Source organism: Arthrobacter sp. NPDC057013 (assembly GCF_042674585.1).
GTDB lineage: Bacteria > Actinomycetota > Actinomycetes > Actinomycetales > Micrococcaceae > Arthrobacter.
Genome location: NZ_JBHUSE010000001.1, coordinates 309,962 through 330,872, shown reverse-complemented (window position 1 = coordinate 330,872; position 20,911 = coordinate 309,962). Strand labels below are relative to the sequence as shown.

Here is a 20,911-nt window from a genome sequence, read left to right as displayed (position 1 = left end):
GACGGCTTAGGAGGCCGCGTCCAGGGTGATGTCCGCGGTCCGCTCCTGGCCGCCGCGCTGGAAGGTGATCTTCACCGTGGCCCCGGCGGCCTGTTCGCGGGCGGCGGCGGTCAGCTCGGAGGCGTCGGTCACGGTCCGGCCGGCCAGTCCGGTCACCATGTCCCCGGCCTTCAGCCCGGCCTTGTCCGCGGCGGAGCCGGAGGTCACCGAGGCCACCTCGGCGCCGGCGGTGAAGTCCGACGACGGCCCTGACGTTTTGTCTTGAACGGACAGTCCCAGCTGGCCATGGGTCGCTTTGCCAGTGGAGATGATCTCTTCCGCCACCCGCTTCGCCTGGTTGACGGGGATGGAGAAGCCGACGCCGATGTTCCCGCTCTGGGTCGACGAGGACGACGAGGATCCCGCGGACGCGATGGCCACGTTGACGCCGATGATCTCGCCCTGCGCGTTGACCAGGGCGCCGCCGGAGTTGCCGGGGTTAATGGCTGCGTCCGTCTGGATGACGTTGATGCTGATCGAGTCCTGGGCGGAGGCCGAAAGGCCCTGCTGCGAACCGAACGGCGACGTGCCCTGGGAGGAGGATCCGCCGTCGGACGTGGCGGAGGACGCCGTCTCGATGGTGCGGTTCACCGCGGAGACGATGCCGTCCGTGACCGTGCCGCTGAGTCCCAGCGGCGCGCCGATGGCGATGGCCTTGTCGCCCACGTTGACCGCACCCGAGTCACCGAGAGTCGCCGGGGTTAGCCCGTCGGCGTCGATCTTGATGACAGCCAGGTCGGAAAGCGGGTCAGTGCCCACAATGGTTGCCGTGTACACCTTCCCGTCGTTGGTGCGGACCTCGACGGCGGCATCCGCCGCCGCGCCGTCCAGGGTCACCACGTGCGTGTTCGTCAGGATGTGGCCTTCGGTGTCCAGGATGATGCCCGAACCGGTGCCGCCTGAGCTGCCGGAACTGACGCTGATCGTGACCACGCTGGGCGAGGCCTTCTGCGCCGCGGCCGTGACGGCGTTGACGCTCTCCGTGTTGTTGACGATGACCGGGCTGACCGCAGCCTGACCCGTGCCGGTCGTCGCCGCCGGCGCGTCCGGCCACAGGGCCGCGGCCCCGGATGCCACCCCGCCGCCCAGCAGCCCCGCCGCCACGAGGCACGTGACGAAGACCGCGGGACCGACCCTCCTCCTGTCCCGGGGCCGGACCGGTGGCGCCGGCGGGACAGGGCTGAACGCCAGGTGGGGTGCTGCCGGAGGGAGCGTGGGCAGAGGGGCGGTCCCCTGCGGAACATCGGTATGAGGGACAGGATTGTGGCTGGTCTCCGTGTACATGTGTGGCTCCTCAGGCGGTACGCTCCGGCGGTTCCCGGAGCTTTCCCCCTAATCCTGTCCACCGGGCCTTTCGCCCTTCTGTCCCGTCCCTGTGATGAGGCTGTGAAGGCAGCCGGGATTCAGCGTGGATGGCGGCAGTGCGACTTTACAAATAGCTCATTGACGGCCGTGTTTATCGGGTTCATCATGTGGGTGTTTACGCCGCATCGATGCATATCTGCGGTGAACAAAACTCTCGGGCAGTGTGGCCCAAATTCAAGGAACACAGATGAATCTTCTTGAAAAGCTTGATCGAGAGGGCATCAGCACGGGCATGGTGGTCGATTCCACGACCGTCGCTTTTCTTAGGGCACTTCCCGCCCCGGCAACCTTGACGGTGCCAACCCCGGTAACGGTGGCGACCACCCCGGTACTGCCGGCGGTTCTCGGTTCAACTTTCACCGGCCCTGTGACGGTTTCAGCCGCCGCATCCCCGGACTCGGCGCAGGCCAGCGTGAAACTGAAGCTCGACGGGCTGGCGTTGAGCCTGCCCTCCACGGTTCGGCCCGCGACCCGAAACGTGGAGGAAACAGGCCAGCGCCGTCGGATCCGCTATGAAGAAGTTGTGGGCGGACCTGACCGCGTGACGGCCACGGCGATGGGGGCCATCAGCATCGTCCTGGCCAAGAATCACGCCCCTGTGGTTGATATCTCGCAACTCTCACTATCCCCGCATCCACGGAGCGTGCTGCTGCCCGGCGGCATCGGACTGAACCTCCCGGAAACCTTCGGCGCCGAGGCCGGGAGATTCAAAATGGCAGGAACCGAGTTCGTGCTTCCCGGGTCAGTGCCTGTAGTCGGCGGTGTCGCCTGCGAGGCCAAGCTGGAATGCGGCCGTGGCCCCCTGAAGCTGGACGTCACCGTTAAACCGGCTTCCATCGCCGATGGCGGGAATACCCCCAAAATCGGAGGCACGCTGCGGTGGGACGTGCCCAACGCCGAATCGTTCGACCAGCTCGTCCCGACTGCTGCCTCCCTCACGCTCGATCTTCCCGAGGGCGAGGGCCTCCTGGGCGCAGTCGGACCCACTGTGAGCAAGCCGTTGCGGGTGCGTGCCGGGGTGTCCCGTCCGCCTGAAAATCCCGATGCGCTTCACGTGACCGTCACGGTGGAGTCTGATGCCCAATCCGGGCTGCTGAGTGTCTTCGATGACTCCCCCGGCGCCATCGCTGCGGGAATCACGACGGCGGTTGCCCCGGCTATTGCTGCCGACTCGCCTACCGCCGCCACCGGCGCTCTGTTCGCGACGGCAGCCCTGGTGGGGCGCGAACTCGCGGTCAAGGGCGGCTTCACCCTGCACGGAGTCACGCTCGACGCCTCCGTTCAAGGGTCCGGCACGGTCAACGCGCTGCTGGACATAGAGGGCCTGGTGACGGCGGACCTCTGGCGCTGTGGCCCGCTGGCCGTAGGCATGCGCCCCGACGCCCGTCCCCTGCGGGTCCGGTGGCGGGACGTTGGGGCCGCGGTGAAGCCCACCGCGGCCGTCGGTGAAATGCTCACCCTCGACTTCTCGAGGTCGCGGGTTGAGGTAGTGGATCCGGGGGAATGGACCATCGACACGCCCGGCTCTCTCCTGGACATTGTTGGAACGCGTTCAGGGCACGGGTCCACCTGGTTTGAGGTCGACCTGCGGTTCGTCGTGGAACTTGGTCCCGTCACAATCAGCGGCGCCACGGTCCGCGCGACGTTCGAAAACGGGGACGTCTCGCTTGGTTTGCGTGGCCTGATCGCCGGCGTCGATGTGCCCGGCCTGATCAGCGGCGAGGGCCAGGTATCCTTCACGCCGGGCGGGTTCTCGGTGGTCCTGGGGGTCGAGGTCCCGCCCGTGGGTCTCGCCGCCCTGGGTTTCCTCCGTTATGACGACCGTCCCGAAGGGCGCAAGACAGAGCTCGGCTTCGCCGTCGACCTGCCCGGCCCCATACCGCTGGGTCCCACCGGCCTCGGGCTGTACGGGGTCCTCGGAACGTTCGGACACAACGCCCGGATGACTGCCCTCGATCCAGCCAACCCATTCAAGTCGCTCCGGACGTGGAAGCCATGGGAGGCACTGGATTTCGGACCAGGCAACATGACCATCGGCATCGGCGTCAGCATCGGCACCGCTCCGGACAACGGCTTCTTCTTCAGTGCCTTGGGTGTCCTCGGCATCACCGTCCCCGCATTCGACCTCCGCGTTGGTCTTGACGGGAACCTGTTGGCAGAGCGCAAAACCATAACCCGCTCAATCCTGGACCAGCTGAAGCACCGGGCGGAGCAGGATCCGCCGCCAACGGACCCCCGGAGGATCACCGTCTTCGGCGGGGTGGCAGCCACCACGGAAGCACTGGACATCGCCGTCGCGGGCGAGCTCAAAATCAAATATCTCGTCACAGTGGAAGTCCCGCTGGCAGCGCATTTCCCGCTCCGCGGCGCCAACTGGTGGATCCGGACCGGCAGCGACGACGGAATCCTGGCGCCAACAAACCGCCCGCCCGGTCCCATCAGCGCCAGGGTCTTCCCGAAAACACCGTTCGAGTGCAGCGGCTGGGCGTTCCTCATGGTGCATGGCGCCGGGATCAACACGCCGAGCCTGATGGGCGACCCGGCGATGCCGGCAACCACGGGATTCACCATCGGCGTCGGCGCGGGCATCGAGGTGGTCATTGGAACCAAGGGCGTTCTGTGGGCCGAGATCACGGCACGCCTGGCCGCGCTCATCAGCACCAGGCCGGAACTGGTCCGCGTCACCGGGCGGGTGGGCGGGTCGTTGGGGATCGGGCCGTTCCACATCGGTATTTCCGCGGACGTGGCCCTCCAGATCTGGACTGACCCGCAAGGCGACGTTCAGTACGCCTACAGGATGCAGGTTTGCGGTGAAGTCGAGCTGTTCTTCGACACGCTCCGCAAGTGCATCACGATCAACACCCTTGACGCCGCACCAGCGCCGTTGGCGCCTGCTCCGGGCCCCAATGACTGGCCCTGGCCGGAGGTGTTCCTCGCCGACGGCCTCGGCCGTTCCCTCCCCGCCGCAGACGCCGCCCCCGATTCCGCGTCCCCGCAACGCCCGGCCGAGGGCAGCGGACTGGTCCCCGACGGCGGGTGGGCCAAGGCACCCGTGGTCTGGCCCGACGTCGTACCTGTGTTGAGCTTTCCGATCGCGCCGGCGATGGGGACCGGCAACGTCACCTCACCGGCACCGTCGATCAACCTTGGCCTGGTCAGCTCCGGGGGCGCGACCATCACCTGGACCCTCCGGGACGTCGCGCTCGAGGACGTGACCAGGCCCGAGGCAATCACCGCCGTCCCGCTCTACGACACGTCACGCTGGCAGCCGCCGGCGGGCACCGGGACGTGGCCGGCCGGGACGTCCAACGCGCGCGAACTGGTCCTGCTGCGCCGGACGCTCCTGGCGTGGGCGGCCCACATTGCCGGCGACGGCAGCCACCTGAAGCCGATGATGGATCCCGGCCAGCTCATTGGGGGCGCCTGCCTCTGGACGGCGCCGGAAGGGCCGGGGTGGGCCGTGGGCAGGGACGCCGCTCCCCTGGATAGGGCGGGCTGGCATGTCCCGGCCGAACACTCCGAGTGGGATGCCCGCACCCTGCTGACCTTCGCCAACGGCACCGGCTTCAGCGTTCGCACCGTACGTGTAACAGCCATGGGTGAGTCGCCCACACCTCCGGCCGCCACCATTCCGGCCGGCCCAGCCGTCCTTTCCTCAGAAGCGAAGGCTGACGGGCGGCGGTTCGCGAGCGCCCTGCGCCTCACGGGTTCCGTCTTCATCCAGCCCGAGCGTCCCCCGTGGATGCGGACCACCGTCGCGCTTGACGAGCCCGTGGTGGACGGCCGGCTGCATCTGCTCCTCGCCCTGGCCGGCGATGAGACCCCCGAGGGGGACCTCGGCAGGGCGGCGGTTCGCACGCAGGGCGGTGCGGAGAAGCCAGTGTCGATTGAGTCCGGTGAAAAGACACCCGACGGTTCCGGCGTCGTCGTCACCCTGACCCTGCCGTCCTCACCCGACGATCCAATCGCCGTCGTCGGTTTTGAACACTGCTGGGGGCGGCCGGTATACGTCCTCGGCCTGATAGCCACCACCGCCAAGGACCACGACGCTGCCGAGCGGGGCCGGGACGCGCAGAGGGCCTCAAACGACGCCGATGCGGCGGGCACCGTCAACCCCGCAAAGCTGAGCAAACTGTTGACGCCGGGGCACCGGTACCGCATCAGCGTCTCACTGGGCTGGGACAGCGCGCTGAACGTCGCAGGCATCACCGCGGCTCCGGCCAGCTCGGGGCCCGGCCCGTTCACCCGGTCGTGGTACTTCGCCACCGCGGGCAAGGACCCGCATCCGCCGGCCAAACCGGCCACACCGCAGGAGGCCTCGCAGCTGGTGAAATCGGGGACTCCCTCCGGGTACTCCTCGCGGTGGAAGCTCATCGAATCCGGCGCCCCGGTCTTCACGGCCAGCGGCACGCAGATTGAGGCCCACCTCGCCGGAGCCGTCCTGCTGGACACGTTCAAGCCCGCTTACCTGGCCCGTTATGTCAAGGGCTTCACGCTTGCGGATCGCACCGAGTTCCTTTTCCCGTCCGACCGCCCCGGAATCGAGTTCCTGGCGATGCACATCGTGGAACTCGCCGGGCTGTATGACCGGGATGTGGGCCTGCTCGTCCGCCGCGTTGACAAGGCAACACCTGACATCTACACCGTCCCGTTCCCCCAGCCGGCAAGGTCAACACCGAAACGGGCCCTGGCATCGGCAGTGGCAAAGGCAGCGGAGATCGTGGGCTGCCCGGTCCCGCCAACGGAATCGGCGCTGACGGTGCAGCAGGACCTGGAACAAGGGGCGAGCTACGAGCTTTCCTGCGTCCTGCCGGAAGCGGGGAACATGCATCCGGACAAGTGGACACCATCCATAGGCGGCATCACCTTCACGACGTCCAACTACACCAGCCCCGCGGACCTTCTGCAGTCGTTCGGGTTAGCTTCCGGTGCGGATGGGGCATCACACGGCGACCTGCCGGTCGTACCGGTGACGGCTATGGCAGTACCGACGGCGGCTGGCCAGATCCGGGACGACGCCGAACTCGAGCGGGTGGTTGATGCACTCGGCCTCCCGCCGCTGCGGCCCGTCCGGTCCAACCGTTCCAGCCTGCTTTGGGCGCCGGCCAACGGCGACGGTTGGGCGCTGGCCGGCCTGCTGCTCGAATCGACGGAGCCCCTCATCCGCGATGAATCCCGGCGGATGGGACTGGGGGCAGCGAAACTCTCGGGAACGGTCCTGCCGGTGCGGATGGTGAACCGTGCCGGCACCACGGTGCTCTGGCTCGCCACCACGCCACTGAATGTCGGCGCAGCGGCGACCCTGGAAGTCCGGGCCACCGACCGGCTCGCCGAGTTCACCTGCAGACTGACGGTCACGGCACCGCCCCGCTTCACCACCGCGATCCTCTCAGTAGCGGAGGAGCCATGAACATCGTTTTCTGTGACCGTGCCACAGCCTTCGGCGACATCGCCTGGCTGCAGGGGGCCGGAGCGGATCCCGACATCCCCGAGGGCATCCACTGGCACGTCAGCATGGGGCGGGACGGTGGGCTTCCCGCCGGTCCGACAGTGATCGTGGATCTGAAAACAAACGTTGACAGTTTCCGCCGGGTCGATCCTGTGTCTGTCATCGGACAGGCGGTATCCAGCGGCTGGCTGATCGACGCCGACCAGGGTCACGACCTCACCCTGCTCTTCACAAGCGCGACGTCACGTTCCGAGGTACTGGGCTGGGCTACTATCCCGGGCGAGGGCGATCTCACCCTGTGGGCGGCGGACCCCCGGCTCACCCGGCAGGGCCTTTGGTCTACGAATGCAGCCCAGTCAAGGCCTGGCCTCTCCTACTCGGCCACGTGGGCGGTGGCCTCTGCCGAGTGCCAAGTGGTGCGCATGACCGGACATGGGAGGGCCACAGAGCCATCGGCCTACATTGGCAGCAGCCGGTTCGACCTCGATCACAACCGCGTGCTCAGTCGTGCATCTCTGGCAGGCGAGACCGCACACGACCTTCCGCACTACCTCCCCGCCCAGGGCGGGAGCGACCAATGGGAAGACCGAGTCAGCCGCTCCGCGCCCCTCCGCCGACTTCCGTCAGATTTGGAACGTCCGGGAGTGCCGGAGCCCGACCCGGACCGCGAGATCTTCCGGATCCGCACGCTTGTTGATCCGCCATCTGCCCCGGACACCGGCTTCGCACTGCAAGGCGTCCAAGCATGGTGCCGGGAGGCATACGAAGCCCTCGACACCGGGGCACGCGGAACCATTGCGGGCGAGGCTGACGGCACCACCGTGTCCCAGCCCGCGGACGAGGCCTACCTGCAGGCCGCAGTGGACCCCGGCGTCGCACGCTGGCAGGGCCTGTCCGGAACGCTCGACCAGGAACCGGAACAGACCGACGCAGCGCCGTTGGGACTTGCCGCCGCCCTTGTCCCAGTGTTCCGGTTGCTTGGCCCCCGGGAGTTCCTTGTCCCACAGGACGCCGAGGCGGAGAAATTCTACGACGACGAGATCGGTGGATTTTTCGACCTGCAACAGACGGTGCGCGACTTCCCTCAGCTCGGAGACGGCAGCCGCTGGGAGCTCACCCTGCTCGTGGTTCCGTTGCCGTACTTGCGTGAATGGCCGCAGGACAAGCCCACGCCGCCCGGTCTTCTCTCGCTCGGTTCGTCGTGGAACGCCGTCACCACCGATCGGTGGTCAGCAACAGTAGGCGTAGACCACGTGGTTCCCCGTGGAGAGGTGGCCTTCGTACAAACAGAACCAACGCGTGGCACATTGCACCCAGGACAGCCCGGCGCACCCGCACCGATGGTCGCCGGATACTCCAGGCCACACGGCCGGCACGTGCTCACGGCCGCCGGGATCCCCGGCGAATACGAATCCATCACCGTCGGCGTATGCCTGCAGGACTGGCTGGGACGGTGGGGCGACATGGCCGAAACCGTCCTCGAGCGCCCTGCCCGGCCGCCGGTCCCCCCGCCGCAGGGCAGCACGCTTGTCATTCCCGGTCCTGTCCCCGCCGGCCATGGTCCCGCTTCCTCCGCCACGGTGCGTGCCGAGATCACAGTGCACCGGCCGGCCGGGCCCGGTGCCGTCCCGCTGAATGGATTGCGCGTCACCGTGCCCCGGGAGCCGGTCCCCCGGCTGCTTCCCATCGGCCCCGGCGACGTCACCGGAATAATCACGCGCACCGTCGAATTCCCGGCCCGGGATACGACACCGGGTGAAGTCGCCGTTGAGACGCTGACGCTGCAGAGCACCGACGTCGACGGCGGAACCTCCTCTACCGTCACCGTCACCGCACGCATCGTTGATCCGCGGCCGGTCCGGGCACCCGTGGCCAGCCCGCGGCTCATCGCTGCGACCCGGGGCGGCAACAGCCCCGCCGTGACAGTAGCGCTGGCCATCACCGCGGCGCCCAATGCCCGCGCCTACCGCGTCCTCGTCGCCACCGAATCAACACTCAGAAGCGCTTTCGGCCTGCCTGCACCGGCCGCCGCCGAACCGCGCGCCGAGCGTGCGGCGACCGTCCGCCGCGCCATGGCCGGCCGCGACCAGCGGCGCTTCTTTTCCTGGGCATCAGCGAACACCTACCCGGTCCAGGACGGCGCTGCCATAGCCACCTTCGAGCTCCCCGCCGGTACCGATGGCGTGGTGTTCGCCCGCGCAGTCGCCGTCACCACCATCCCCGGAACCCCGCCGACGGAGGCGGTGTCCACCCCGTTCGAGCGCACCGAACCCGTCGCCATCGTGGTGCCCCGCAGCGAATTCCCGCCCGTCCCGGACATAGAAACATCGCCCGGTGACGAGGGCATGTCGACCGTCACCGTCCGCGTCACCCGTCCACCTACAGACCTGCTTTCCAGCCTCCAGATCCATGGAAAGCCGGCGGCCCGCATCGAGGCGCGGCTTGTCGAGTACCTAGCGGGCGCAGACCCCGTCTACTGGCATGAGATCAAGATCCTGGACCTGGAAAAGTCCTCCGACATCCCGCCCGTATACGAAGGCAAAGCCACATTACGGGGACGGCCCTGGCAACGCACCGCCGTCGCCGCCTGTGTCCGGTACCCGGCGGAACCAACGCTCGCAGCCGGAGACATCGCCATCACCGGTGAGGTCCGTGCCGCCGGGCTGCAGTATGAAGAAATCCCGTCGCCTTGGGGCCCGTACTCCATTCCGGCCTGGATCGACTTCCGGGGAGCCGTGCCGACAGTCAAGACTTCATTCATCATCGACGGCGTGTCCGTCACTGCCACGGGCCTGCCGGCGCTGCCCCCGGGTGCTCCCGTGTGGACAATGCAGCTCTTGCGGCTGGCGCCGAAGCCGGGCCCGTTGGGAGACCCGGTCCCGGCGTCCGCGGGCCTCACCCTGAGGCCGAGGCCCCACCACAGTTACGCGGTGCTGCTCACCGATCCGTTCGGAGGGCAGCACGGACCTGTGCCCCTTCTCCTTCTGTGATCGGCTTCTGTGACCGGCCGGACCTTCCAAGTAGTGCCAGGCACGAGCCTGGGAATTCGGGTACCGGCTACGCTTGTCCGGCCAAGCTGGCGAAGATTACCGTGCCGTGTAAGGTCGCCCCCGGACCGCGAGCTGTCCCAGAACGGCCTCAACGAGTCTCATCCACGTGTTCAGCGCCGACGACGTGTTGAACTCCGGGCATAGGAGCGCGCAATGAGGAACCGATTCTTCAGGCTTGGGGTTGCGGGCGGCGCCGCGGCATCGCTGGTTTGGGCCCTGGCGGTGGGAGCAGTACCGGCCCAGGCGGCTACCTGCCAGCCGGGAACCCCTCCCCCGGCAAACGCAAACCCCGGAACGACGGTCATGGCCAACAATTTCGAGTCCGGGACGCTTGCCGGCTTCACCGCCACAACCGGCGGCACCGGTACCGCTGCCGTCTCCTCGAACGAGGCCCATTCCGGCCTCTGCTCCGTCTTCCTGCATGTCACCACTGACGCCGGTTCGATCGCCAACCTGTCAGTGCCCCTCCCTGCAGGCACGGCGACTTCCTATGCCGATGGCTGGTTCAACATCACCCAGGCCGGGGTGGTGGGCAACGACGTCCCATACTTCCGGTTTTTCTCCGGCAGCCTGCGGGTCGCCGACATCTACCGGTACAACTCGAACGGGCAGCTCTGGCTCCGCGTCACCTCACCCACGGGGGAATTTGTCTATACGCGGCTGAAATCTTCAGCCATCCCGCTCGACACCTGGCACCACGTGGTCATGCGGGTCACCGCCAACGGTCTGGGAACCGATGTGCAGGTGTGGTTCGACGAGGCTTCCGTGTTCTCCAGCAACCAGGTGGCCAGTGCCGCCACCACGCTGAGCGCGGCCCAGGTCGGCGCGGAACATTTGCGCCAAATGGGCGACACCTTCATCGACGACCTCGTCATCAAGGCCGGCACTGCGTCCAGCCCCAACCCGCCCGTCCCTAACCCGCCCAGCACCACCTCCTCTATCCGCAGCGCCGCAGACATCGTGACGGCGGGTCCCGACGGCACGCTGTGGAACTACCCGGCCACCGGCACGGGCGGGTTCAAGCCCAGGGTGAAGATCGGCGTCGGCTGGTCCGGTCTGGCCAAGGGATTTGTGACGGACTGGAACAGCGACGGCGTCTTCGACATCATCGCCCAGTGGAAGGATGGCCGGCTGAGCTTCTACCCCGGCCGGGCGGGCGGAGGGTTCACCGCGGCACAGACCATCGGGGCCGGCTGGGGCGGCTACCACATCACCGTGGGTCACTGGCGCAAGACCGACCAGTACCCAGGCATTCTTGCGTACGACGCCGCCGGGAACCTTTGGTTCTACGGCAACGGCGCCGGGTCACGGCTGTCAGCCCGGGTCAGGACCGGGACCGGCTGGGGCGGCCTGTACAACACCATGACCGACTTTGATCAGGACGGGTCACAGGACATCCTCGCGAAACGCAGCAACGGCACGCTCGTGCTGTTCCGCGGCAACGGAACCGGCGGCTTCGTGGCGGAGTCCAGGCCAGCGGTGGGCAGCGGGTGGAACAGCATCAACAGCATCACCGCCGTTGAAGGATTCACCGCGGGCAGTTCAGGCCTCATAACCCGGCTCAGCGACGGACGCCTCGCCCACTACCCCTTCAGCAAGCGCACCTGGCGCGCGCGGACCATTGTCGGCGCTGGCTGGAGCAGCTACAACATCCTGCGGTAGGACCGGATCCGGCACGGACCCTGGAACGATGGAAAATTCCGCTGTCTTGATTGACATGCGGATCCGGTCCAGGTACTTCATCCAAGTAGTTGGCGGAATGCGGCAATAAAGTCGAGTACCTGCCACTGTTGTCCGGCCTCCCGTCGCCCGGGTAATTTGCCGTGTACTGGTCGTCGAGATGTGGCCACTGTCGCCGAACAGCTCTATCAGCCTGAACCAGGAGTTCAGTCACATCGGAGCGCGGAATGATGAAAAAGTATTTAAAGTTTGGGGTTGTGGGCGGTACCTCGGTATCCCTGATTTGGGCGTTGGCGGGTGGTGCCCTCCCAGCCCAGGCGGCGACATGCCAGCCAGGAACCCCGGCCCCGGCCAGCACGTATCCGGGGACAGCGGTAATGGCCAACAATTTTGAATCCGGGAGCCTGGACGGGTTCACGTCCTCCACCGGAGGCACCGGAATCGCGGAAATCTCCTCGGACCAGGCCCACTCTGGAACCTGCGCCGCACACCTGCATGTCACCACCGATCCGAGCTCGCTCGCCAACCTCACCACGCCTCTCCCGGCGGGCACGGCGACGGCCTATGCCGACGGCTGGTTTAACATCACCCAGGCCGGGGTAGCAGGCAACGACGTCCCCTACCTCCGGTTCTTCTCGGGCAGCATCCGGGTTGCCGATGTCTACCGGTTCAACAACAACGGACAGCTCTGGCTCCGCACGACGGCACCTGACGGTGCCTCTGTCTTTACCCTCCTGATGAGTTCAAGCATCACGCTCAGCGAGTGGCACCACGTGGCCGTGCGGGTTACCGCAAATGGCAGCGCGTCAACCGTGGAGGTGGGGTTTGACGGCACAACGGTGTACTCCAGCAGCCAGGTGGCCACCAGCGCCACCACGCTGGACACCGTCCAGCTCGGTGCGGAACACAACCGCCAAATGGGCGACACCTACATCGACGACGTCGTCATCAACGCCGCGCCCCGCGCCGCCTCCACGCCGTCCATCCGCAGCGCAGCGGACGTCGTGGCTGCCGGCCCGGACGGCACTCTGTGGAACTACCCGGCCACCGGCAAAGGCGGGCTCCAGACGCGGGTGAAGATCGGCGTCGGCTGGTCCGGACTGGCCAAGGGATTCGTGGCCGACTGGAACGGTGACGGCGTTTTCGACATCATCGCGCAGTGGAAGGACGGCCGGCTGAGCTTCTATCCCGGACGGCCCACCGGCGGATTCGCACCGGCCCGGGCCATCGGCACAGGCTGGGCCAGCTTCCACGTCACCGTGGGCCGCTGGCGGAAGACCGACCAGCACCCCGGCATCCTTGCTTACGACGCCGCCGGGACCCTCTGGTACTACGGCAACAGCGCCGGTTCATCGCTGTCACCCCGGGTCAAGACCGGGACCGGCTGGGGCGGCCTGTACCTCACCATGACCGACTTCGACCAGAACGGGTCGCAGGACATCCTTGCCAAACGCAGTGACGGCAGGCTGGTTCTGTTCCGCTCCAACGGATCCGGGGGCTTCATCCCGGAATCAAGGCCCGCGGTCGGCAGCGGATGGAACAGCATCAACAGCATCACCGCCGTTGCCGGCTTCACGCCGGGAAGCTCAGGGCTCTTGGCCCGGCTCACCGATGGCCGCCTCGCCCACTACCCGTTCAGCAGGGGCACCTGGGGCGCGCGGACCATCGTCGGCGCAGGCTGGAGCAGCTACAACATCTTCCGCTGAGGACGCGTCGGGCCTGAAGCGGCAGGAACTGATAGCGCGTCCGGGCAAAAGCCGCAGGAAGTGAGAGAGCGTGCGGCCTGAAGCCGCAGGTACTGATCGAGCGTCAGGGTGAAAGCCGCAGGAACTGATCGAGCGTCAGGGTGAAGGCCGCAGGTAGTGAGAGAGCGTGCGGGGTGACGGGAAGGATTTCGGTGTGAAGAATTGTTCAGACCGAAATCCTTCCCGCACTCGTATGCCCGCTTTAGTGCACCCTGCCGGCATCAAGCGGCAGCGCGGCCGGCCTGAACGCCCTGGGCTGGAGCCGCGCCAGGAGCACGTAAACCACCACCGTGGCCAGCACTGACGGCAGCGTTGCCGTCGTGAAGGCGAACAACGGGGCCGAGGCAAACGTGACGGGGTCGAGCAGAAGCAGGTACACCACGACGCCGATTGCCATGCTGACGAAGCCGGCCACGTTCACACCCTTCCAGTACCAATACGCCGAGCCGGCGCCGTCGTTATACAGACCGTCCAGGTCCAGGCGCTGCTTCCGGAGGATGAAGTAGTCGGCGATCTGGAGCCCGCACAGCGGTCCGAAGACGACGGCGGAGAAGGTGAGGAACGTGCCGAAGTTGGCATAGAAAGGTTCCGCCAGGAACACGATCACCAGGGCTACGGTCAGTCCTGCCACGGTGGTGGACCCCCGCCAGCTGAGGCGGGCGTCGATGGCCGGCTGCTGCTTGAGGGAAAGCGCTGCGGTGTAGGTGCCCACCATCGCCGTGCCCACGTTGGCAATGATGATGAACGCGAACGCCGGCAGTGCCAGCCACACGCCGCCGATTTCCAGCAGCCCGGGCAGCGGATCCCCGCCGGAATCCGGGAAGACCAGCCCGGTGTACAGGCCAATCAGGCAGATGACCGCGAGCGCGAGGCCAAGGCCCAGCGTCACCGGCAGCACCGACTTCCTGGTGCTCTTGGAGAACCGCGTCATGCCGCCGACGTACGGCCACCAGGACAGGGCCGTGGCGAGCATGAGTTCGATCGCCGTCGTGTAGTCCAGGAGCTTGTTGCCGGTGGCGGCGCTTGGCTTGGCGTCCAGGAGGGCATGCCAGCCCACCTTGGCAACAATCACGACGACGACCATCACCCCGAGCGCAAGGACCGAGCAGGCAACAATCACCCCCACCCGTCGGAGAATGCCGGGGCCCCGGCTGATAAGCGCCCACACCACCAAACAGCACACGAGGCTGCTCACCGTCTGGGCGATGGACGCGTTGGCCTCACTTACGACGCCGAGAGTCACCAGGAGCAGGGCAGCGGACTTTCCGCTGAAAATCATCAGCGTGGTGCCCCATCCGATCGTGAAGAGGAAGGTCAGGGCGACGGTGAAGAGCGAACCGCGGGTGCCGAAGACAGGCCGCGTTGAACGTACCGCCTCCAGCCCGTACCGCGTTGCCATGGGCACCGTGGCCAGGAACACCAGAAACATTCCGGCCAGCATGGCTGCGATCATCACCACCGACCCCTGCACCGCCGGCAGGTAGAAGGCCACGTAGCCGCCGATGATGAAGCACCATGTGGCCACCGCAGCCTGGGCGGAACTGAAGAACAGTGCCTTGGGGCTCCAGTTCCGCTCGTGGCTCAGAAGGGGCAGCGATCCTTCGGTTCCCGAGGTGGAGATCCCGTCCGTGGCCGTGCTCACAGGAACCACCCCACGACCAAAGCCACGATGGGAAGGGCAATGGTCACTGCGAGGAGCGTTCGCATGTCAGCGAGCCCGGCGGGCGGTTCCAGAGTGCTGGACTGCCACTCGGCCAGTCTGGCGTTGAGTTCTTCCGCGTACTGCTTTTCAAGAGTGCTCACGTTGGACCCGCCTTAGATTTCGGAGTAGCGGAAGGAGTGGGACTCCGCACCGTCGGGGTTGGGTCCGTACACGGTGACCATGCGCGCGTAGACGGGCGCCCAGTACCGGCCGGTCCGTCCAGGATTTACGCGTGCGGAGTCGCCCGGCCGGAGGATGACGGTCTGGCCGTCACACTCGATGTGGAGTTCGCCTTCCAGCACGAAGTTGGTCTCGGAGTGCGGGTGGAAGTCCTGCCAGCCGCAGGACTCCAGCTCCCACTCCGAGAGGATGAAATCGTCCCAGGCGCCGATGGGCTTGGAGTTGATGAACCTGCAGCGCAGTCGCGGCCATTCGTCCTTCATAGGCGTCAAGGACTTCGCCGGCCAGAAGTCGATCGCTTCCCCCGTCGTCGACGTCGGGGGCTGGGTCGTTGCTGGCGGCTGGGGGGTGGTTGTGGTCATTGTCTTACCCGTTTCTTAAGTAGGGAATCTGCTTGGCGGGTATTGCTTCGGGAAAATCTGGATCAGACCGCATCATCGTGATCTGCGTCACGGCACTTTCAATACAGTGACAGGGACGCTTGTTCGAGTCAATGGTTCAGAACGAAAGATCCGGAGCCATCCCGAAATAGGGCCGCTGGGGGTAGCGGCAGAAAAAACTTCATCTTGAACGCTTGACTGATACAGCTGTTCATGTGAAGGTTTTGGAACACGAAGTACGTGACCGGCACCACACTGGCGGCCTCGACGCGGAGCCCGCCAGGCCCACTCTCTGGACACAGAGCATGTCGCGTTCGCGGACGATCCCCGGAGCCCCACCCCGCGGTTCCAGTCGATCTCAGCGCAGCTCCACCTGCACCACGCTTTACCTGGATCAAGCGTCATCTGCACAGCACGCACTATCTAACGCACTGTCTGCACTGCGCCCTAATGGGCTCTGCCTTAGCTGCACCAAATGTCCTCGGCACCAACGATCAGCCTGATCAATCCCCCACCACCCCCATGTATAGGAGAAACCCATGGAAACCCTCGTCGGAACCCTCACCAAGGCCGGATCCATCCACAAGGTTGTAGGCGGCTACCTCGGCCTGCCGCCTATGGACGAACCCGGCACCGTCGCCGCGATCGGCGACTCCCTCCACAACCCCACCGGCTCGGTCATGAGCGCCGGTTTCTTCGAGCTGAAGGCCTCCGAGCCCCTGGTGTACACGTACACCTACGACGAAATGAAGGTGGTCATCAAGGGCGAGTTCATCCTCACCGACGAGAGCACCGGGGAAGTCACGCACGCCAAGGAGCGCGACGTTCTGTTCTTCCCCAAGGGCACCACCGTCAAGTTCGAGACCCCCGAGTACGGCCTGGGCTTCTTCACCGGCGAGCGCTCCTTCGCCCCGTAAGCACGGCCCCGACGCCCCCAAAAAAAGACTTATTTGAAGAGGAGAGAAGCATGACACTACGAGTAGGAATCATCGGCGCCGGCCCCAGCGGCATGGCACAACTGCGGGCCTTCGAATCAGCACGGCAAAAAGGCGCCGACATCCCCCAGATCGTGTGCTTTGAGAAGCGTGAGGACTGGGGCGGCCAGTGGAACAACAGCTGGCGGATCGGCCTGGACGCCCAGGGCGAGCCGGTCCACTCCAGCATGTACCGCCACCTGTGGTCCAACGGGCCCAAGGAGTGCCTCGAGTTCTCGGACTACTCCTTCGACGAGCACTTTGGCCGCCCCATCTCGTCTTTCCCGCCCCGCGAGGTCCTCTTCGACTACATCAAGGGCCGCGTGGAAAAGTCCGACGTCCGCAAGTATGTCCGGTTCAACAGCGTTGCCCGCCACACCAGCTACAACGAGGCCACGCAGGAATTCACGCTGACGGTTGAGGACCTCAAAACCAACCGCACCGAGACCCACGTGTTCGACAAGCTCGTGGTGGCCACCGGCCACTTCTCCGTCCCATCGGTCCCCGAATTCAAGGGCATCAACACCTTCCCGGGCGAGGTCCTGCACGCCCACGACTTCCGCGGAGCCGAGCGCTTCTACGGGAAGAACCTGCTCATGATCGGCAGCAGCTACTCCGCCGAGGACATCGGCATGCAGGCCCACAAGATGGGCGCCGCGTCCATCACCCTCAGCTACCGCTCGGCACCGATGGGCTACCACTGGCCGGACAACACGGTGGAGCGCCCGCTTGTCACCCACTTCCGGGGACCCACCGCACACTTCAGCGACGGCACCCAAGGTGACTTTGACGCCGTCGTACTTTGCACCGGATACCAGCACAAGTACCCGTTCCTGCCCAGTGAGCTGTCGCTGAAGTCGCCCAACGTGCTGTACCCGGGCAACCTCTACAAGGGCGTGGTGTGGCAGCAGAACACCAACCTGTTCTACTTGGGCGCGCAGGACCAGTACTACACGTTCAACATGTTCGACGGCCAGGCGTGGTTTGCCCGCGACGTCATGACCGGGGCGATTGACCTGCCGTCCCTTGCCGAGCGCGAGGCGGACATCCAGCTCTGGCTCGAGCGCCAGGCAGCCCTGCCGGACCACGACGCGGAAGCCGATTTCCAGACGGACTACCTGCGGGAGCTCATCGCCGCCACGGACTACCCGCCGTTCGACCTGGACGCCGTGTCCCAGCTGTTCAAGGACTGGATGCGCCACAAGCACGACGACATCCTGGGCTACCGCGACATGCTGCACCGCTCCGTGGTCACCGGAACCATGGCCACCAAGCACCACACCCGCTGGCTGAACGCCATGGATGACTCCATGGAGCGCTACCTCAACGGCCCGTCGCAGGACGTGGACAAGGGCACCACCGTCCCGGACATCATGGCCGCCCGGTAATTCCTGGCTGAACCGCCAACGGGCGCACTGCCTGGCGCCCTGGACCGCGCACGCTCCCCCAGGGAGTGGCGCGGCCAGGGGCCGGGCAGTACCGGTTTAACCCGCCCCGTGCCGCACTCCTCAGTGCATCACCCGTTCCAGTCAATTGTTTTGGACAATGGTGTGTAACATTTATCCAAGCAATAGTCTTAAGGAAATGTCCCTGTTGGGCAGAACCGGGAGCCTGGAGAGTGAGCTATGCGGATATCCTCAGCCGATCGAAAAGAACAGCTGATTGCCGCCACCGTGGAACTGATGCGGCGTGAAGGTGTCCAGTATGTGACCATGCGGGCCATCGCCAAGGAGGCCAACGCGCCCCTGGCCGCGGCACACTATTGCTTCAGCGACAAGAGCGAGCTCATGGATGCGGCCGCCGAGGCATGGCTGAAGAACCTGAACAGCCTGTCCGGCGACGTCCCTGTCCACCTGGGCCTTCGCAAGGCCGTGGAACAGGTGGCGGAGGACTACTGGCGTTTGCTGGAGGAAGAGCCGGGCAACCTGCTCGCCGAAATCGAACTCATTCTGTGGGCAACGCGCAACAGGTCCGAAAGCCCGCTGGCCGCGAAAATCTATCCCGCCTATGAGGTGGAGTTGGGCAACCTGTTCTCCGCCGCGGCCGAAAGCAGTGGTGAGGAGTGCCGCCTCAGCATCCCGACGCTGGCCAGGACCTTCCTGATGATCTACGACGGCGCGGTCCTCCAGTACATGACCGACCCGAAGGCCACCGATCACCGCGACCACTTCTTCATGATGGTCGATGCGCTACTGATCAAGGCCGGCGTGTAGGGCCCGCTAAATGCGGAGGGGTCAGCTGCCCCGGCCAGGCCGTGTGCGACTGCAACGCAGGGCCAGGCTTCTTCCCCCTACAAGTACTTAGGTATTCGCTCCTACCCAAACCTGAGTAATTGTCACGGATGATTTCACGGGAGGGCCGTCCTAGCATTGGTTCAGTGCTGCCGATGTTGTTTTCACGGGACGAATCGCGTGTGCTGCCCTGTGTCCTCGGTGGTGCAGGGCGCAAATTACGCTCACCCGACTGTCTCCTGGCGCACACGCAAACGCTCCGGAAAGGCGGCGACTCGTGGTGGCACGTACGTCCCCTTTGGAGGGAACGGCAGAGAAGGCCAAGCTGGGCAGCGGCTCCCGCGTGGCCCCGGACTTCCCTGCACGCGTTTCCTCCCGAGACCGGTACTTGGATCTCTTGCGTGCGATCGCCCTGGTTCGTGTTGTCGCCTACCATACGTTCGCCAGCGCCGGCTGGTTGAGCGTGGCTTTCCCTTCGATGGGCGTGATGTTCGCACTCGCCGGTTCACTGATGGCACGCTCCCTGGAGCGCCCCACGTTTGGAGTGCTCAAGAGTCGTAGCCGGCGTCTGTTGCTGCCGCTGTGGGTGTACAGTGCGACAGTTTTGGTCCTACTCCTCTGGCAAGGTTGGAACCCAGCTGTTCGCGCCGGCGGTTCTTGGTTCGAACCGCTTTTGTGGTTTATACCCTTGGGGGACCCGCCCTTTCCGCCAAGCATCGGGACGGATGCGGGTCTCGTCGAATCTTCTTGGGCGCTGCAGGCGGAAGAGGGAATGTGGTACATCCGGGCGTATTTCTGGTTCATGCTGCTGTCTCCGCTGCTACTCAGAGCCTTTCATCGGCTGCCGTGGGCAACGCTGTTGGCGCCGCTGGGCCTAATGGCAGTCCTCAGCATGGGAATCATCCCGCTACCGGACTGGGCAAACAGCGGCATCACCGACTTCGCCACCTACGGTTCCTGTTGGATCCTCGGTTTCGCCCATTACAACGGCCTGTTGTTCAAGATGCCCCGACGGGTGGTCTTCCCTGCCGGGCTGGTCCTCATGGCGCTTGGACTGGTGTGGGCGGCCTACCATCTGGATGACAACGGATGGGACCTCAATAACATACCGTTTGCCCAGGCCCTGTGGTCCCTGGGCTTCTGTGCGATGCTGCTCCGGATTTCGCCGTCGTGGCAGGCACTGCCTCGGCCGATTCGGTTCTTGGACAAGCCCATCGCCCTCATTAACAACCGGGCCATCACGATCTATCTCTGGCACAACCTTCTGCTGGTGATCACGGTGGTCGTAATCAACAGGCTTTACGAAGTCGATGGACTCGCCACGGCCATTCCTTGGATTCTCGACAGCGAATGGACTCAGTTCATCGCCGTGTGGCTACTTCTGGCAATCATGTTCCTAACCATTGGCTGCGTCGAAGACGTCGCCGCCCAGCGTTCTCCGCAATTGTGGCCCGCCGGTTCCCCTCAAAGGCCACCGGCCCACACCCGGAGCTTCGACAGTTCCCGGAAGAACCGGAGCGGCCAGGTTCCGGGTGCCGGCGGGATCAGGACATGAGAGGTGAACCTGTTGAAGCAGCCCGTTACGCTACTGGCCATAACGGCCCTACTTTTGTCCGGCTGCACATCGCCATCTCCGCAAACGACGCCGACCCACCAACCAGTGGGCCGGCCGACGGTGAAACCGACCCCTCCGCCCTCCCCACGCGTAGCAGCCTCGGCCGATCTGTTGGCGGGCATCATCAGTGAAAATGAAAAAGCCTGGCGCGACTACGAGGCGGACATTGATTCATGCAACAAAGCCGCCCAAGGTCTCACACCGGACAATTACATACAGGCCATGGGGTGCATCAAGAACGCCCAGGATGCCGCAAACCGGGCCCGGAGTGCCACCAGCGCGATCGTTGCGCTTGGGTCCCCGCCGCCGGAGCTCACCGTGCTGGTAGCTGACACGCTCCATGCCCTCGCACCACTCAGCAAGTCCAACGCACCAGCCTTGTGTCAGGACGCGACGAGCGACCCCTGCGCCAAGGCCGTGGATCAAATTGACGAGGCGGCGTCCACCCTCGTTGAAGTGCTGGACCGGTGGGCGCCATATGAGCGAACCAAATAGTGCAGC

The 20,911-nt window shown here is 65.6% G+C and carries 13 protein-coding genes; 9 read left to right on the top strand and 4 right to left on the bottom strand.

Annotation, left to right across the window (positions count from 1 at the left end):
• Positions 1 to 6: 6 nt before the first annotated feature.
• Positions 7 to 1,323, bottom strand: a complete 1,317-nt coding sequence (locus ACFTSA_RS01525) for a S1C family serine protease (protein WP_377948971.1) — start codon at positions 1,321 to 1,323, stop codon at positions 7 to 9.
• 268 nt (positions 1,324 to 1,591) lie between these two features.
• On the opposite strand from ACFTSA_RS01525, the gene ACFTSA_RS01520 reads away from it, so the two are divergent.
• From ACFTSA_RS01520 to ACFTSA_RS01505, 4 genes are all read left to right on the top strand, one after another.
• Positions 1,592 to 6,814 (top strand): hypothetical protein, encoded by a 5,223-nt coding sequence (locus ACFTSA_RS01520; protein WP_377948969.1) that lies wholly within the window; start codon positions 1,592 to 1,594, stop codon positions 6,812 to 6,814.
• Positions 6,811 to 9,843 carry a hypothetical protein gene (locus tag ACFTSA_RS01515; protein WP_377948966.1) on the top strand — a complete coding sequence of 1,011 codons (3,033 nt, stop codon included), beginning with the start codon at positions 6,811 to 6,813 and terminating at the stop codon, positions 9,841 to 9,843. Before ACFTSA_RS01520 ends, ACFTSA_RS01515 begins: the two co-directional genes overlap by 4 nt.
• 213 nt (positions 9,844 to 10,056) lie before the next feature.
• A complete protein-coding gene (locus ACFTSA_RS01510; RefSeq protein WP_377948963.1) occupies positions 10,057 to 11,565 on the top strand; it encodes an FG-GAP repeat domain-containing protein in 1,509 nt (502 codons plus the stop codon).
• Positions 11,566 to 11,960: 395 nt separating this feature from the next.
• A complete protein-coding gene (locus ACFTSA_RS01505; protein ID WP_377948962.1) occupies positions 11,961 to 13,289 on the top strand; it encodes an FG-GAP repeat domain-containing protein in 1,329 nt (442 codons plus the stop codon).
• A 241-nt stretch (positions 13,290 to 13,530) separates the two neighbouring features.
• Here ACFTSA_RS01505 and ACFTSA_RS01500 read toward each other — a convergent pair whose 3' ends face one another.
• Genes ACFTSA_RS01500 through ACFTSA_RS01490 form a run of 3 tightly spaced genes read right to left on the bottom strand, consistent with a single transcriptional unit; the run spans position 13,531 to position 15,572 of the window.
• The gene (locus tag ACFTSA_RS01500) at positions 13,531 to 14,970 is read right to left on the bottom strand and encodes a purine-cytosine permease family protein (RefSeq protein ID WP_377948960.1); all 1,440 of its coding nucleotides are present in this window, start codon (positions 14,968 to 14,970) and stop codon (positions 13,531 to 13,533) included.
• Entirely contained in the window at positions 14,967 to 15,131 is a 165-nt protein-coding gene (locus ACFTSA_RS01495) for a hypothetical protein (protein WP_377948958.1), read from the bottom strand. Before ACFTSA_RS01495 ends, ACFTSA_RS01500 begins: the two co-directional genes overlap by 4 nt.
• A gap of 12 nt (positions 15,132 to 15,143) precedes the next feature.
• The gene (locus tag ACFTSA_RS01490) at positions 15,144 to 15,572 is read right to left on the bottom strand and encodes a cupin domain-containing protein (protein WP_377948955.1); all 429 of its coding nucleotides are present in this window, start codon (positions 15,570 to 15,572) and stop codon (positions 15,144 to 15,146) included.
• Between the two features lie 557 nt (positions 15,573 to 16,129).
• Between ACFTSA_RS01490 and ACFTSA_RS01485 the strand changes: the two genes are divergently transcribed.
• The 5 genes from ACFTSA_RS01485 to ACFTSA_RS01465 all read left to right on the top strand — a co-directional run bounded on the left by ACFTSA_RS01485 (position 16,130) and on the right by ACFTSA_RS01465 (position 20,905).
• On the top strand, positions 16,130 to 16,507 hold the full coding sequence (locus tag ACFTSA_RS01485; protein WP_377948953.1) for a cupin domain-containing protein: 378 nt from the start codon (positions 16,130 to 16,132) through the stop codon (positions 16,505 to 16,507).
• A gap of 50 nt (positions 16,508 to 16,557) precedes the next feature.
• Positions 16,558 to 17,952: an NAD(P)-binding domain-containing protein gene (locus ACFTSA_RS01480; RefSeq protein ID WP_377948952.1), complete on the top strand. Its 1,395-nt coding sequence runs from the start codon at positions 16,558 to 16,560 to the stop codon at positions 17,950 to 17,952.
• Between the two features lie 237 nt (positions 17,953 to 18,189).
• Entirely contained in the window at positions 18,190 to 18,777 is a 588-nt protein-coding gene (locus ACFTSA_RS01475) for a TetR/AcrR family transcriptional regulator (protein ID WP_377948949.1), read from the top strand.
• A gap of 406 nt (positions 18,778 to 19,183) precedes the next feature.
• On the top strand, positions 19,184 to 20,350 hold the full coding sequence (locus ACFTSA_RS01470) for an acyltransferase (RefSeq protein WP_377948948.1): 1,167 nt from the start codon (positions 19,184 to 19,186) through the stop codon (positions 20,348 to 20,350).
• Between the two features lie 282 nt (positions 20,351 to 20,632).
• Positions 20,633 to 20,905: a hypothetical protein gene (locus ACFTSA_RS01465; protein WP_377948947.1), complete on the top strand. Its 273-nt coding sequence runs from the start codon at positions 20,633 to 20,635 to the stop codon at positions 20,903 to 20,905.
• Positions 20,906 to 20,911 lie beyond the last annotated feature (6 nt).